A 15,495-nucleotide genomic window follows, 5' to 3' on the forward strand; every position below is an offset into this window, starting at 1 on the left:
AGCAATACAATTAGCCCCTTAGCGGTTCATAGTAGAGGATGATCGCACCGCTGCTAAAAATCTTGGTTTTGATGAGTTTAAGTACAGTTCGATCATGCATTTCCTCAAACAGAGACAAGCCCTAACCAGCAATAAGCGGATGCACACAAAACTGGTATTCATCAATCAGATCCCATTTCATCAGTTGATTAATCATACTCCTGCTGCCCAGTAAAATATCTTTCTCAGAACTTTCTTTCAGAACTAAAACTTCCTTTTCAATATCCTGAGTTGCTAATCTTGCGGTATCCCAATCCGTATCTTTCAGTTTATTTGAAAAGACTATTTTAGGAATCTGATCTATTGCTATGGCAAAGTCATTCATCGATTTTTCTTCTGAAGGATCTTTTAAAAACGTCTGCCAATATTTCATAAGCTCAAATGTAATTCTACCATATAGAATGACCTCTGAATCCTTTAATAAATCCGTATAATGCTGATGAACTTCTTCGTCCGGTTGTATGGCCGTATGATCAAAAACACCATCAAGTGTCATATTGATCGCTGCAATTACTTTCTTCATTACCGCTCTTATTTTATATAAATGCCCGTTTTCTGAAATACCAATATGAAAATACAAATTTTGAATGGTAAAATCTCACTTTGCCCATAAGTAAGACAGCTTTTTACATAGAATCGTCCAAAATACAGATCTAAAAAAGGTGCTCTTCAAGTCAATGAAAAGCACCTTTTATCCTTCTTTCTACTTCCTATTGCGAAGCTTTTAGAAACGCATCGTAGTTATCTTTGTTTTCGAAATATGCGACTTCATCCTGATCTCCGATCAACACGATGTAGGCCGTTGCTTTATCTACCTTCTTTAAAGTGTGAGGATCGACCGCCATTCTGACCTTGGCATCATTTGGAATACGCTCTTTACACATCTCGCAACAACCGTAATATAGCTTACCCTCGAACGGAACTTCCAGTTGCTGTTTGCCCATATAGGCATCATTCACCATACAGACCAGATTATTGGGTACCTGATCTCCTTTTTTAGGAGTTGAAGTTCCTGCAGACGCTGGAACCGGAACATGCTTTTGAGCCGGTGTACCACTAATCGCAGCCCCTGCTTTCGGTGCTTCATTCGTGCAGGATACCAGTACGATGGCGGCTATTGCCACCATCGCTATTATGTTGAATTGTTTTATCATGATTTTAAATATTTTATTTATTTGGAATTGCTGAACCATCTTGAATCTCTTCATTGCCCATTTTAAGGATCACCGTATCTTCTGCCAACTCGCCCAATACTTCGACCATCTCAGGCATCACACGTCCTTTGCTTACCGGAATCTTTCTTGCTTTTCCACCTTCAACAGCAATGACATACATCCCCATATTACTGTCTACAACGGCAGATTTTGGGACAAAGAAAGTCGCTTCACTATTTTGTAAAGGAATTTGTGTTTCGGCTATCATAAAAGGTTTCAAAGCATGATTGGTATTGATAAAATCTGCCTCAACTTTCTCCGATCGCAATTTTAAATCGAGACTACCCGACTTACGGCTTATCTTCGCAAAATATTTATGTTGTGGTTGCGATCTCACATAAAACTGAATGGTATCCCCCAGTTTTATAAAAGGAGTATTTGCTTCTGGTATGGAAAGATTCAGACGCAATTTCTGATTATTCTGAACCACTAACAACGGTGATTTACCCATTGGTCCCACATAAGCACCCAAATCAACACTTCTATCCGTGATGATACCACTGAAAGGTGCGCGGATCACTAAATAATCGTCAATATTTTTGATTTCATGATACGCTGATTCTGCGGCGGCCAATTGTGCCTGATCCGATAATTTCCGGGCAGTGATCTGATCCATTGCGTCGCGCGCGATAGCGCCCGCAGTCTGATTGGCTCTAACCATGCGGTCATAAGTGGCCAGCGTTGATACATAAACAGCTTGCTGGGCCTTAAATTTCGCTTTAGCAGTTGCTACCTGCGACTGGATCTCAGGAGCCTCTAACGTCATCAAGATCTGTCCTTCAGAAACGCGATCACCGATGTCTACACGGATATTTTTAACGTAACTGTTTACTTTAGCAAATAGTTCTGTGCTCTGATCAGGTTGCAATTCACCCGCTAGTTTCAGGATAACCAAAGGATTAATTTTCTTCACAGGAACGGTTTCGAAAGGATTCATCATCATCATACCCCCCATTTCCTTTTTCTGCTCTTCTTTATTTTCTTTTTTAGATTCAGCGCAGCCCGTGAAAATAAATGCCGATACAAGTGTTATATAAATTAAGTTTTTCATTTCTTTCTGTTTTCTAATTGTTAAAATGTACACTGTTTTCATCTTCAGGATCTAGAGAAGGTGATTGAACTTTAGTTTTACCCAATACCCAAGCAAATACCAAGGGTAAAATGATGAGTACGGAAAAAGTAGAAGCTACCAGTCCACCGATAATCGCTCTACCTAAGGGTGACACTTGATCTCCACCTTCGCCAAATCCAATTGCCATCGGCAACATACCGGCTGTCATCGCCAAAGTGGTCATAATGATCGGACGGATACGCAGTCCCGTTGCTGTAATAGCAGACAGCATGGCATTTTTATTTTCTAACCGCAATGTCTCCGCATTACTGATTAATAGTACAGCGTTGGCAATTGAAACACCTACTGCCATAATAATCCCCATATAAGATTGCATATTGATAGTTGATCCGGTCAATTTCAGTAAAACCAAAGAACCAAATACCACGAAAGGGACTGTGGTTAAGATGGTCAATGAAACCTTGAAGGATTGAAAATTAGCTGTCAGCATCAAAAAGATAACCACGATTGCAATCAGTAATCCGCTCGCTAGGCTATTCATAGTATCGTCTAAAACTGGAGCCATACCCGCAACTTGTATATTCACACCTTTTGGCAGTTCACCTAAAGAATCAATTGCTGCCTGTACATCTTTTTTAGCTCGGCCAAGATCAGTCTGATGTATATTGGCTGTTACAGTTGTGTAACCCATTGTTCCCAAATTATAACTTTCGCCCAATGTTTTAACAGGTGTTATGGTTGCGACATCGCCTAATACAGGTCTGTCCGCATTTTTAGATAACGGAATGTTCGCCAGTTCATCTTGGCTGTTTAAAATATTTTGAGGCATTTGTACCTGCACGTCATAAGCAATCCCCATCATACCGCCTACCCACATATTTTTACTTGTATAACGTGAAGAAGCAGTACTGGCGACCAAAGACTTCGAAATATCCTGCGCATCTAAGCCTAACTGTGCGGCTCTATTTCTGTCAATATTAATTTCCAGAGCTGGGTAATTCATGGATTGTGGTATTTTGACATCACGTAAGTAATCCAATTCTTTAAGCTTCGCCATCAATTTATTAGCAGACATCGCATTCATCTTCTTCATCATACCCGAAATACGGATCTCAATAGCGGTATTCGCACCTTGACTTAATATTTTTTCGGTTAATTCGATCGGTTCGAAAGAAAGCTTAAGTTCTGGCATCGTTTTTTTGAGATGCGCTCTTATTTCATCTTTTAAGACATCCGAATTCCCTTTAAAATCTTTTAGCGCTACCTGAAGTAATGCTTCATGTGGACCCGCATTATAGAGATAAATGGGACTTACCGCAAATGAGGATGGATGTAAGCCGACGTAGGCAGAGGAGATCGCAATTTTATCTTTCCCGATCAAAGTACCCAGTTGATGCAAAACGGCCTTTACCTTTTCTTCCGTTTTTTCAATACGCGTTCCTTCAGGCGCAGTGATCCGCACCTGAAATTGGCTGGAATTGACGTTCGGAAGAACATCTTTTCCTGTAAACTGATACATAACAGCAACCAGGGTTAGAATCAGCACCAAACTGATCGAGACAATGATCTTCTTACTCGCCATTAATCGTCCCAACAGATTCGAGTAGCGAACTTTAAATCTATCGAAAGCTGTTTCTTTATGGACTTCACCCGCTACATGATTGTTTTTCATCATCCAATTGGCCATAATCGGCACAAAAGTCTGAGACATCAGGTAAGAAGTGATCATAGAAAATCCAATTGAAAGAGCCAGTGGCATAAACAGCGATCCCGGTATCCCCGTCATCACCAGTGCAGGTGCAAATACGGCGAGAATACAAAGTAAGATCAATAATTTAGGGAAAGCGATCTCCATACAGGCATCCCAGATGGCCCTTGCTTTTGTTTTTCCCATTGCAAAGTGCTGATGGATATTTTCGATCGTGACCGTACTTTCATCCACCAGAATACCGATGGCTAGCGCTAATCCCGACAAACTCATGATGTTGATGGTTTGTCCAAATAATTTAAGAAAAAGCACACCTGAAATAATGGAAATCGGAATTGTTAAAATCACGATAATTGCGGCACGCATATCTCTTAAAAATAGGATCACCATTAAACCCGTTAGCAGTGCTCCCAGGACCCCTTCTACAATCAGACTTTTTACCGCATTGATCACATAGACTGACTGATCAAACTCATAAGAAATCTTCACATCATCAGGGAGGTTTTTTTGAATATTAGGAATGACCTTTTTAAGGTTCTGTACGACATCATAAGTTGACGCTTTTCCTGATTTGGCGACATTGATATACACCGAACGCTTGCCATCAATCAAGGCATAGCCAGCTGTAATATCTGCACCATCTTTAACAGTTGCAACATCTCTTAAATATACATTATCAACCTGTCCTTTGAATAATGGAATATCGCCAAACTCTTCAACCGTCTTTAAGGTATTGTTGGTCGGTGTCAAGTAGTTGATGTCGTCTATATACACGTTTCCTGAAGGTGATGTGATGTTCTGACGACTGATGATTTCCACAATCTGCTCTGGTGAAAGCTGGTGTACACGGAGTTTATTGGGATCAATATTAATTTCAATTGTCCGTGGACTTCCGCCAAATGGTGGTGCTGTTGTTAACCCCGGAATGGCAATCAAGAAAGGCCGTGCTGTAAAATTAGCAATATCTTGCAGCTGATTATTCGTTTTGGTTTCACTGCGGAACACCAATTGTCCCACCGGTTGTGATGAAGCATCAAACCGAATGATAAAAGGTGGCGGAGCACCATGTGGTAAGAATACCTGTGAGCGATTGGACAGGGCTGTCAGCTGCGCAATAGCCTCTCCCATCTCAGTACCCTCATAAAAATTGACTTTCATCAATGTCAATCCCTGTGTATTTTTCGTCTCAATACTTTTTATTCCATTCGTAAAAAGCATCATATTGACATACATCTTGGTAAAGTACCCCTCCATCTGTTGTGGCGTATAGCCGTTAAACGAGTGAGCTACATAAACCACCGGTAAGTTCATCTCAGGTAAAATATCTACCTGTATATCTTTTGCTGCCCGTATTCCGAAGAATAAAAGGCCCAATACCATAACCATGATGGAAATTGGTTTGCGAAGTGCAAATCTGATTAAATTCATTTTCGAAGAAAAATTAGTGTTGAGTCGCTTTAAGTAAAATCGAAATATCTCCTTGTGCAGATGCTAATAGCAGCATCGCCTGCCAAACATTGTTTTGGGCAATTTCATAATCGACCTCAGCCCTATTGAGGCTGTACAATGCTTGTGTGAAATCAACCAATGTTGTAAGACCATTCTCATACAATGCTGTATGTTGACGATGGGCTAACTGTGAAGCGGTGAGCTGTACTTTTGTTTCTTCAAGATTATCGACTGCATTTTGAAACTGTACTTTCGCTAAATTGGTTTGCGCATGCAGTTCTTTCTCCAATAAAGTATAATCTTGCCTTAAGGATTGGGATTGAAACTGTTGCTCCTTTATTTTACTGTCAAACCGAAAGATATTTGTCAAATTCCAACTCAATGTACCTCCCAAAAGGTAATTACCACGCTGAATTCCTGCACCTTTAAAATAGGAAGATGAATATGCGGTGTTATCCTGGACATAGTTCCAATCAAAACCTGAACCACGTCCCTGCACCACACCGAAAATATTGATATTAGGCATTTTATGGCTGTGAATAAATTTTTCAGATTGCGCACTTTCATCAATCTTACGTTGCTGCAATTCCAATAAAGGATGCCTCGCTACTTTACTTTGAATTTGATCCCATAGCATAATAGGTACACTGGTATTGAATACACTGTCCAGTTCATACGTTTGAAAATCATCGTCCAACAAAACGGCAAGCTGTTTTGAATAGGCCAGTTCTTTATCATAAGATTTGATTTCTAACGATCTCGCATGAGAGACCTCTGCTTTCGCAAGCGAAACATCAACTTCTGGAATTAAACCACTTGTTGCCCGACTGTAGGTCATATCAAAAAATACCTGGGCACGTTCTGTATTTTTACCCTGAACAAACTTAATACGTTGGCTCGCCAAAAGATTAAGATAGGATGCCGCAACTTTGACCTGATGTTCAAATATGATCTGATCGACATCAGCAGTAGCAGTCTGCTCCTTTGTACGGGCAAGTGCCACTTGATTTGTTTTTTTGCCAAAGGTGAATACATTCCAATTGACGTTGGCAAAATACAGAGACCCGAAAGCAGCATTCCAATTTTGTTCAGCCAAAGGCATTGAAGTTGCCGCAGAAGCTAAACCTCCATGAGCATACATGGGCCCATTTTGTGCATTGATCGTTCCATAACTTTGCTGTGCACCCAAGGTCACATCGGGAAGAAATTGTTTGTTTTGAAAAATAGTATTCTGTTCAGCAGACTGAACAAGAGTTCTTTTTGATTTTATTTTATCATGCTGGTCAACTGCACGTTGCAATGCATCAGATAAGTTTAGTACTTGTCCAAAACCCGATGAGTTAAGAGCAAGCATAAAGCCCACTGACGCCATGAATTTAAGATTCATAGACGAAAGTTTAAAAAGTTATATAAAGAATGAGTACCGATTCCCCTTCATTGGGAATGGTAAATGTCAAATTCAATACATGACTTTCTATATTCTATAGATGCAATGGAAGATATAGAGGGGATTTGTCCGGGGAAGTATTCTGTCGGACAGATAATTAGGATTATTAGAGGCATTAGTGATCGATAGTTTATCGAAAACAGCACCTAATTTTCGGTTGGGAATAACATCTCCCCAAATTTTTAGCGAAAAATCAAAGCCAGCTTGTTTACTTGAAGCTTTATCAGTCTTAAAGATCTGCGTTTCTACTTTGCAACAGTTCTTCTTTTTCTTCTCCAGTCCTTTTTCCTTAGAAGCACAGATGGCACAAGGCGTATTGGTATTATGATTGATATTCGTTAACGTTACTTCTTTCGTTGCGGTTCCCATACAAAAATGCGCATACTGAGCAAAGCCCGAGGACAAGATCAGGTAAACGAATGAGAGGAATATGACGAATAGTTTTTTCATAATACTTGGTGCAAAGCTAGCGCAATAGGCAACTTAGATTTTTATAACATTATGGGTAAATCTTGTAAAACTTTATGAAATTTGCACCGAGCTTCACCCTAATAAAGTACCGTTACGTGATTATACCCTAGAAATGCACCACTAAATAAGATATCTAAACTTTTTCTTTTATAAGGAATATGACTTGCCGTAAAACAGCAATAATAATACTTAAATAGCTGTAAAGTAAGCACTAGTATAAAATAGAAAAGCCGATGACCCGAAGTGAAATCATAAGACTGGAGATTACAAATCTGTCAGTTTTGTCGTGCAAAAAATAAACAGCCACAAAAATTTGTTTTCATATCCGCACAAAATTATCTAGATTTGCATCAGTAACTAAAAAGCAACATATCCATGTAATAAATAATTTCTTTTTGCAAAAAATTAATGTGACGCATACTCCATGCGCACGATCGTTCATGCTAAAAAAAGAAATTATGCTTATTTTACAAAACATTTCATATATACATCAAAATAAAGATGTGCTGTTTGAGGACATCAGTCTAAGTTTGCAGGACAATAAAAAAGTTGCTTTGATCGGAAACAATGGTGTCGGAAAATCCACACTGTTAAAGATCGTTGCGGGTGAATTAACCGCCGCTCATGGCCAAAAAAGTATTGATGGCACCTTATATTACGTGCCGCAGCTATTCGGTCAGTACAATCATTTAACTGTAGCGCAGGCATTAAAAATCGATCATAAGTTAAGTGCACTTCATGCTATACTTTCAGGAATTGTAACAGAAGAAAATCTAACTGTACTCGATGATGATTGGAACATTGAAGATCGATGTCAGGAAGCATTGTCTTACTGGAAATTAACTGATCTCGCTTTGAACCAAAAGCTAGACAGCCTGAGCGGTGGCCAGAAAACGAAAGTTTTTCTAGCAGGGATAAGTATTCACCAGCCCAAACTGATTTTACTCGATGAGCCAAGCAATCAGTTAGACGCCATGAGCCGTAAGCTGCTGTATCAATTCATCCGTTCTTCGTCCAGCACGATGATTATCGTAAGTCACGACCGTTCTTTGCTCAATCAACTCGATTCCATGTACGAATTGACCTCTTCTGGATTGATTTACTATGCTGGTAATTATGATTTCTATCTGGAAGAAAAGAAGATGAAGCAAGAGGCCTTGCATCATGACATCAAACATGTCGAAAAAGAAATCAGAAAAACAAAGATCAAGGCGCGCGAGACCATAGAGCGGCAACAAAAATTAGATGCTAGAGGGAAGAATAAACAGCAGAAAGAGGGCGTTTCCCGAATCATGATGAATACCTTGCGCAATAATGCTGAAAAAAGCACCGCTAAAATAAAAGATACGCATCATGAAAAAAGTGCGGGTCTATCTCAGGAGTTGCAGAGCTTAAGAAAGGGAATTCCAGATATTGATAAAATAAAGTTTGGTCTAACGGACTCCAATTTACACGCAGGCAAAAAACTCTTTACAGTAAAGAAGCTGAATGGCAATTTTAATGGAAAGCCACTTTGGAATACAAATTTAGATTTTGAAATCTCAAGTACAGAACGTATTGCTTTAAAAGGAGAAAATGGATCTGGGAAAACAACTCTTATTCAGATTTTGCTCAATAAGATCCATGATTACCAAGGTGAAGTGTATCGTGCAGCACATAAATCCGTGTATATTGATCAAGATTATTCCATGATTAACAATGATCTAACCATATATGATCAGGTACAGGTATTTAATGATACTAGCTTACAGGAGCATGAGATCAAAATCAGATTAAATCGATTTTTATTTGGTAAAGACAGCTGGGATAAGCGATGCGATACCCTGAGTGGTGGAGAAAAAATGAGGCTATGCCTATGTTGCTTAACCATTCAGAATCTAGCACCCGATCTCATCATTATGGATGAACCGACTAATAACTTAGATATACAGAATATTGAAATATTGACTACCGCTTTAAAAACTTACCAGGGTACCATACTGGTCGTATCTCATGATGAGTACTTTTTACAGGAGATCAATATCGAGCGAACAATCATGCTCTAGTTTATTTGGCATTATAAAAATTGGCTTTTCGACTCCACGTCAGACCTATTGTAAGTGGAGTCGAAAAGTTATCTTTTTCCTAAAGTAACGTATGATTACTGTACCACCACGCTTCATACAAAAATCTGGCATTGTTCTTTTATAGGCCGCATATCATGGATAAACTTCCTGAATTTTAAATAAATTGCTGGTTGCCGTCATTTTCTTAATCTAGATCAATAATATAAATAAAACAAGTACTTATCTTTAGCAGAAGAACGAGGCGTTCTCTGGCATGTATTTATCAGTATCTCTAGCGATAACCTATTCAATATGGTTTTGCTGACACCAAAACTAAAATACATGACAACTGTTTCATACAATAAGATTTTAAAATAACATAGCTATGTCTAACATTGGTATTATTATAGAAGAACGGGCCGCAGATATCGGCAATTTTATGGTTGGTCGTTTATTGCCTTTTCGTCAAAAGCGCATGGTTGGGCCCTTTACTTTCATTGATCACATGGGGCCTGCGGCATTAAATGAATATGAAAATCTCGATGTCGGTCCGCATCCCCATATTGGCTTATCAACCCTAACCTATCTTTTTGAAGGAGCAATTATGCACCGCGATAGTCTAGGTACCGAAATGGAGATAAAACCCGGAGCGGTAAACTGGATGACTTCGGGTAAAGGAGTAACCCATTCTGAGCGTACTCCCGAATACTTAAGACATACCGATAAAGTCTTACATGGCCTTCAGATCTGGGTAGCATTGCCAAAAGAACTTGAAGAGTGCGAACCATCTTTTGAACATACCAATGCCGAAGATTTACCGCATTGGGAAGATGAAAATGGGGTCAGCTATACCTTAATTGCGGGTGAAGCCTTTGGAAAAAAATCACCTGTATCTGTATACAGCAAACTATACTTCATCGAAATTAAATCGAAAAACAAGGCAAAGATCAGCATTGGCAACGATTTATACGGCGAATCGGGTCTTTATATTTTAGATGGTACCATTACAGATAGCGGAACAACATTTGAGTCTAAACATTTATTGGTCGCTAAAGATGCTAAATTATGTGAATTTGAAATCGGTGAAAATTCAAAAATCTATATTTTCGGAGGAGAACCTTTACCCGAGGAACGGTATATTTTATGGAATTTTGTTAGCTCCTCCAAAGAAAGATTAGAACAAGCAAAGCAAGACTGGATCAACAATAGATTTCCAGAAGTTCCGAATGAAACAGGAAATATTCCACTTCCAGAATTTTATTTAAACAAATAAACATCATGAATAGCGCTAAAGCTACTATCGGTATAGATAAATATAAAACAACAGTAACTGCAGGAAAAAACAGCATTATTGTAGACGAACCAGAAGAAAAAGGTGGACTTGACCTCGGATTTCATCCGCAGCAGTTATTAGCGGCATCTTTGGCATCCTGTACAGCCATTACCTTAAAAATGTATACTGACCGAAAGGAATGGGATATTGGACCTATCGATGTAGAAGTTGATATTGAACAGTCAGAAGATAAAAAAGAAACGAAATTTATCAGAAAAATTAGCTATCAAGGCAATCTTGATGATAAACAAAAGGGGCGCATTGAAGCGATCGCCAATGCCTGCCCCATTCATAAAATACTCCTTTCGCAAGTAACCGTCGAGACCCGAGTGATAGCGTAAAAAAATACCTCAAAAAGCTTTATAATTTATTTATAAAGCTTTTTTGCTATCACGCTGTAACATTTTATGCTTTTCACATACTTATAGTGTATTAAAAACTTATTTATATGAAAAAAATATGCCTTATGGCTATCATAGCCTTTATCGTAGCCACCTTTACTGTTCACGCACAAGATAATACCGTCCTGTGGAAAATATCAGGAAATGGATTAAAGAAAGACTCTTATTTATTGGGTACGATGCACATTATGTGTGAGGACGATTATATATTAAAAGATAAAGTTAAAAACCTAATCCCACTGGTAGATGTTGTGACTTTCGAAGTAAATCTTGCATCAGAAGAAAACAAAGCACTAATTCCTGAAATGATGAAACCTGACACGAGTTTTCTGAAAGGATTAAGTCAGGGTGAACTATCAAAAATTGATAGCATTCTGATTTCCCAGGGCCTATCCGTCAAAATGTTAGAGATGATGTCCCCTGCTGTCTTTGTTTCTGTCTTGAGTTTAAAATCAATGAATTGCTCCGACCCTAGAAATGTCAAAACCATGGAGGCGGATATCCAGACATTAGCAGCGTCAGCGAACAAAAAAATTGATGATTTAGAAACACTGAAATTTCAGATCGACATGTTAAACAGCATGTTTAAGGCATCCGATTTACTAAAATACCTTGAAAAAATTGATGAAATGCCAGCTGTATCGAATAAGATGGTCACTGCCTATAAGGCCGAAAATCTAAAAGATTTGGAAACAGTAATTTATGACAGCAGTTATATGTCCAAAGAAGAACAAGCTGATTTCTTAACGAAACGGAACAACAATTGGATCAACAAAATGCCCGCTAAGATGACGCAATCTTCGCATCTATTTGCAGTCGGTGCAGGACATCTGGTTGGCAATGAAGGTTTATTGAAACTCTTAACTGCGAAAGGTTATAAGCTCACTCCTATCTTATAAAATATGGCGAAGAACAAAACAGTGCCCACAGATGAATATGTTACGCAATTTATTGAACAGATACCTGACCAACAGAAAAGGGTCGACAGTTATAAGCTGATCGAAATTATGGAAGAGATTACAGCACAGCCCGCAACTTTGTGGGGACCAAGTATCATTGGTTTTGGCAGCTACCATTACAAATATGCCAGTGGACATGAAGGTGATGCGCCTTTGGTCGGTTTTTCTCCAAGAAAACCTGCGATATCATTGTATCTCTATACCTGTGATGATGAACAAAAATATGATCTTGAGCAACTCGGAAAATATAAAATGAGCAAATCCTGTATATACGTCAAACGGCTTTCTGATATTGATGAAGCTGTTCTCAGAAAGATCGTACAGGATGGTGTAGCAGCCGTAAAAAAGAAATATACTTAACAGTAAAAGGCGAAAGATAATCTTTCGCCTTTTTGATAGTTACTGTTGTGATTCCAAGCTATTTTCGTACAAGTCTGTACTTAAATTTGCAAGGGAGACGCCCCGATTTATGACAATAATATACAGCTATGCTTCTCCCGATCGGGATGAGCATAGCTGTCATATCCTTAAAATATATACTTGGTGCTTAAGAAATTAGATCTATTTTCACTCACAATATCATTTAACAAATCTTTGTTGTGCTCTGTATTTTTAGTAGCAACTAATGATCGGATAGAAAAAGATCTTAGGGCATCAACAACAGACAAAGTTCCCTCCGCACTATCTTTTCTTCCTGTAAATGGAAAAATATCCGGTCCACGTTGACATTGGCAATTGATATTTACACGACTTACCTGATTGACCAAAGGATCGATCAAAGAAGAAATAACAGCCGCATTATTACTAAATATACTCACCTGCTGTCCGTGAGAGGATCCGATTAAATATTCAATTGGTTCTTCCAGATCATCAAAAGGAACAACTGGAACAACTGGACCAAATTGTTCTTCACGGTATAATTTCATCTGCTCATTGACAGGATAAACAATAGCCGGATAAACAAATGACTCCAATACTTCACCACCATTCGGGTTGATCACTTTCGCTCCGAACTGTTTTGCATCTTCAATACACTCTGTTAAATAAGCTGGTTTATTCACTTCAGGAAGCGGTGTAAGTGCTACTCCACTCTCCCAAGGCATACCATACTTCAGTCGTGACACTTCTTCCGTCAGTTTTTTCAAAAATTCCTGAGCTAGACTACGGTGTACATACACGATTTTAATCGCAGTGCATCGTTGCCCGTTAAAAGATAGCGCACCCAACACTGTTTCTTTGACTGCAAGGTCTAAGTCAGCATCACGGGTTACTATAGCCGCATTTTTAGCATCTAATCCTAAAATTGCACGCAGACGGTTCACCTTAGGATGAAGCTTTTTTAACTCATCAGCAACTCTGCTTGATCCGATCAACGTCAGTACATTGATCTTGCCAGATTGCATCAATTGCGGTACGATTTTATTTCCTCTACCATAAATGGTATTGACCACTCCTTTAGGAAAACTAGAACGGAAAGCCTCTAACAACGGATAGTGTAAAAGAGTACCATGCTTAGGTGGTTTGAATAACAACGTATTACCCATGATCAAAGCGGGGATCAACGTTGTAAAAGTTTCGTTCAGCGGGTAATTAAAAGGCCCCATGCAAAGTACCACACCAAGTGGCGATCTTCTCACTTGGGCAATAATTCCTTGCTCGATTTGAAAGCGGGATGAATCGCGGTCAATATCCTTTAAAGCGTCGATAGTGGCATAGATATATTCTACGGTACGATCAAATTCCTTTACAGAATCTGCATACGACTTACCGATTTCCCACATAATCAATTTAACAACAGTATCCTTTTGCTCTAACATTTTATGTGTAAAACGCTCAACACAGGCAATTCTGTTGGCAACACTCATCGTCGGCCATTCGCCACGTCCGTTGTCAAAAGCATTTACAGCAGCATCTAATGCTTCCATCGATTCCTTAACTGTACATACCGGGTAGCTACCGATGCGCTTTCGCTGAAGTCCGTCTTTTGTCTGTATACAAATAGGCGAAAACACTTCATTCACCTCTCCTGCCCAAGGAAGTAACGCTCCATTTGAAAGGAAAACACGTTGATCCAATTGTTCAGCTAGATTAAATTCTGACGGAATATCCGCTTCAGAATAAAAAATGCTCTTTAGGTCTAAGTTCATTTTTCTTTTTTAATTTACTTTATTTTAATGAAAAAGGTTAGTGGTAATGTTTGGAAAAACAGATTACTTTGATAAAAAAAATATATATTCCCTTATTACTCTATCATAAAGGTATACAATTAATTTAAATTTTGCTAATATAATTGTGTATTTATTACACTATCTATAACAAAGTTGATTTTTTTGAATTAAATCAGCATTTCAGATACCGATAAAATTGAAAGACAGTACTTAACCTTTTATAAATATAAATTGCTTTTGAATCTTTTAGCTTGCATTCCTGAACCTTTGGCTGGATCGATATCAACAATTAAAACACCTGCTTCTCCATACTGCTGATGCTTAACACAGGAACCATCCGGTGCAATTACAGCTGAAGCAGACTCTTGATAAGTGGAGGCATAATTGACACTGGCGAAGTAAATCGTATTTTCCAGGGCACGCATCATCATGGCCTTTTCATAATAGGGATTTTCCTTCGCTCCGAATGTATGATAGTGTTGACCTGCTTCATTACTGCCTGTTAGATGCGGATGAAACACGATATGAGCCCCATTGCATGCACTCCATCGCACAGATTCGGGGTAATGAAAACCTTCATGACAGATCGTTATTCCAAATTTTAATCCGTTTATTTCAAAAAGCTTACGTGCCACTCCTGCTGTCCACAGCTCATCTTCGCTTGGATCAAGCTGATTTTTAGTCTGATAACCTAAAAGCTCACCCGTACCCGATATGACATAAGCCAAATTATAGATACAATCGGCAATATAGCCGTCCATTGGCAATACGAGCGCAATGTTATGCGATTTTGCAATGAATTTTGCTTTTTCCAAAGCCATCTGTAATGCTTCAGGAGTACGGCTTTCAATAGCATAACCCATACCTGGATAGCCCGGTATAAATGATTCGGGCAAACAGATAATTTCCGCACCTCCGCGTGCGGCATCGCCTGCAAATTTTTCGAGCAGTTGAAGGCCATGATCTATTGAACTAGGGAAAGGTGGTGATGCAAGTGCTATTTTCATAATCGTTGCTAATGGAAGATAATAGTTAACATGCTGAAGGTAATAAATATTCAGTAACAAAGGCTTACATAAATATAAAAAAAATAAACCCTGATCGATTTATTACGTAAGAAAAACTTCTCCCTTTCAAGGACTTTTTTCTCCCTTTAACAGACTTCCCGGATTAGCTTAACACACTATAT

At 38.8% G+C, this 15,495-nt stretch carries 13 protein-coding genes; 5 read left to right on the forward strand and 8 right to left on the reverse strand.

The features are described 5' to 3' along the window. Positions 1–121: 121 nt before the first annotated feature. The 6 genes from ACFS6I_RS09420 to ACFS6I_RS09445 all read right to left on the reverse strand — a co-directional run bounded on the left by ACFS6I_RS09420 (position 122) and on the right by ACFS6I_RS09445 (position 7,379). Positions 122–562 carry a dihydrofolate reductase family protein gene (locus tag ACFS6I_RS09420; protein ID WP_380919901.1) on the reverse strand — a complete coding sequence of 147 codons (441 nt, stop codon included), beginning with the start codon at positions 560–562 and terminating at the stop codon, positions 122–124. Positions 563–749: 187 nt separating this feature from the next. After that, complete coding sequence (locus ACFS6I_RS09425; RefSeq protein WP_380919903.1) at positions 750–1,193, reverse strand: hypothetical protein; 444 nt, start codon at positions 1,191–1,193, stop codon at positions 750–752. 13 nt (positions 1,194–1,206) lie between these two features. Next, positions 1,207–2,304 (reverse strand): efflux RND transporter periplasmic adaptor subunit, encoded by a 1,098-nt coding sequence (locus ACFS6I_RS09430; protein WP_380919905.1) that lies wholly within the window; start codon positions 2,302–2,304, stop codon positions 1,207–1,209. Positions 2,305–2,317: 13 nt separating this feature from the next. Beyond that, a complete protein-coding gene (locus tag ACFS6I_RS09435) occupies positions 2,318–5,461 on the reverse strand; it encodes an efflux RND transporter permease subunit (RefSeq protein WP_380919907.1) in 3,144 nt (1,047 codons plus the stop codon). A 13-nt stretch (positions 5,462–5,474) separates the two neighbouring features. Further along, the gene (locus tag ACFS6I_RS09440) at positions 5,475–6,869 is read right to left on the reverse strand and encodes a TolC family protein (protein ID WP_380919909.1); all 1,395 of its coding nucleotides are present in this window, start codon (positions 6,867–6,869) and stop codon (positions 5,475–5,477) included. Positions 6,870–6,956: 87 nt separating this feature from the next. Beyond that, the gene (locus ACFS6I_RS09445; RefSeq protein WP_380919911.1) at positions 6,957–7,379 is read right to left on the reverse strand and encodes an HYC_CC_PP family protein; all 423 of its coding nucleotides are present in this window, start codon (positions 7,377–7,379) and stop codon (positions 6,957–6,959) included. A 479-nt stretch (positions 7,380–7,858) separates the two neighbouring features. Between ACFS6I_RS09445 and ACFS6I_RS09450 the strand changes: the two genes are divergently transcribed. From ACFS6I_RS09450 to ACFS6I_RS09470, 5 genes are all read left to right on the forward strand, one after another. Next, positions 7,859–9,445 (forward strand): ABC-F family ATP-binding cassette domain-containing protein, encoded by a 1,587-nt coding sequence (locus ACFS6I_RS09450; RefSeq protein ID WP_380919913.1) that lies wholly within the window; start codon positions 7,859–7,861, stop codon positions 9,443–9,445. Positions 9,446–9,830: 385 nt separating this feature from the next. After that, positions 9,831–10,718, forward strand: coding sequence for a pirin family protein (locus tag ACFS6I_RS09455; RefSeq protein ID WP_380919915.1), 888 nt, complete (start codon positions 9,831–9,833; stop codon positions 10,716–10,718). A gap of 5 nt (positions 10,719–10,723) precedes the next feature. Then, a complete protein-coding gene (locus ACFS6I_RS09460; RefSeq protein ID WP_380919917.1) occupies positions 10,724–11,119 on the forward strand; it encodes an OsmC family protein in 396 nt (131 codons plus the stop codon). A gap of 107 nt (positions 11,120–11,226) precedes the next feature. After that, complete coding sequence (locus tag ACFS6I_RS09465) at positions 11,227–12,078, forward strand: TraB/GumN family protein (RefSeq protein WP_132768113.1); 852 nt, start codon at positions 11,227–11,229, stop codon at positions 12,076–12,078. Between the two features lie 3 nt (positions 12,079–12,081). After that, the gene (locus ACFS6I_RS09470) at positions 12,082–12,498 is read left to right on the forward strand and encodes a DUF1801 domain-containing protein (RefSeq protein WP_380919919.1); all 417 of its coding nucleotides are present in this window, start codon (positions 12,082–12,084) and stop codon (positions 12,496–12,498) included. 167 nt (positions 12,499–12,665) lie between these two features. Here the strand turns inward: ACFS6I_RS09470 and ACFS6I_RS09475 are convergent, their stop codons facing one another. Together ACFS6I_RS09475 and ACFS6I_RS09480 are read right to left on the reverse strand one after the other, a co-directional pair. Then, positions 12,666–14,285 carry an NADP-dependent glyceraldehyde-3-phosphate dehydrogenase gene (locus ACFS6I_RS09475; RefSeq protein ID WP_021188556.1) on the reverse strand — a complete coding sequence of 540 codons (1,620 nt, stop codon included), beginning with the start codon at positions 14,283–14,285 and terminating at the stop codon, positions 12,666–12,668. A gap of 239 nt (positions 14,286–14,524) precedes the next feature. Next, on the reverse strand, positions 14,525–15,313 hold the full coding sequence (locus ACFS6I_RS09480; protein WP_380919921.1) for a carbon-nitrogen hydrolase family protein: 789 nt from the start codon (positions 15,311–15,313) through the stop codon (positions 14,525–14,527). Positions 15,314–15,495 lie beyond the last annotated feature (182 nt).

Origin of the sequence: Sphingobacterium anhuiense (genome assembly GCF_042686355.1) — a bacterium.
In the GTDB taxonomy this organism is placed as follows: domain Bacteria; phylum Bacteroidota; class Bacteroidia; order Sphingobacteriales; family Sphingobacteriaceae; genus Sphingobacterium; species Sphingobacterium anhuiense.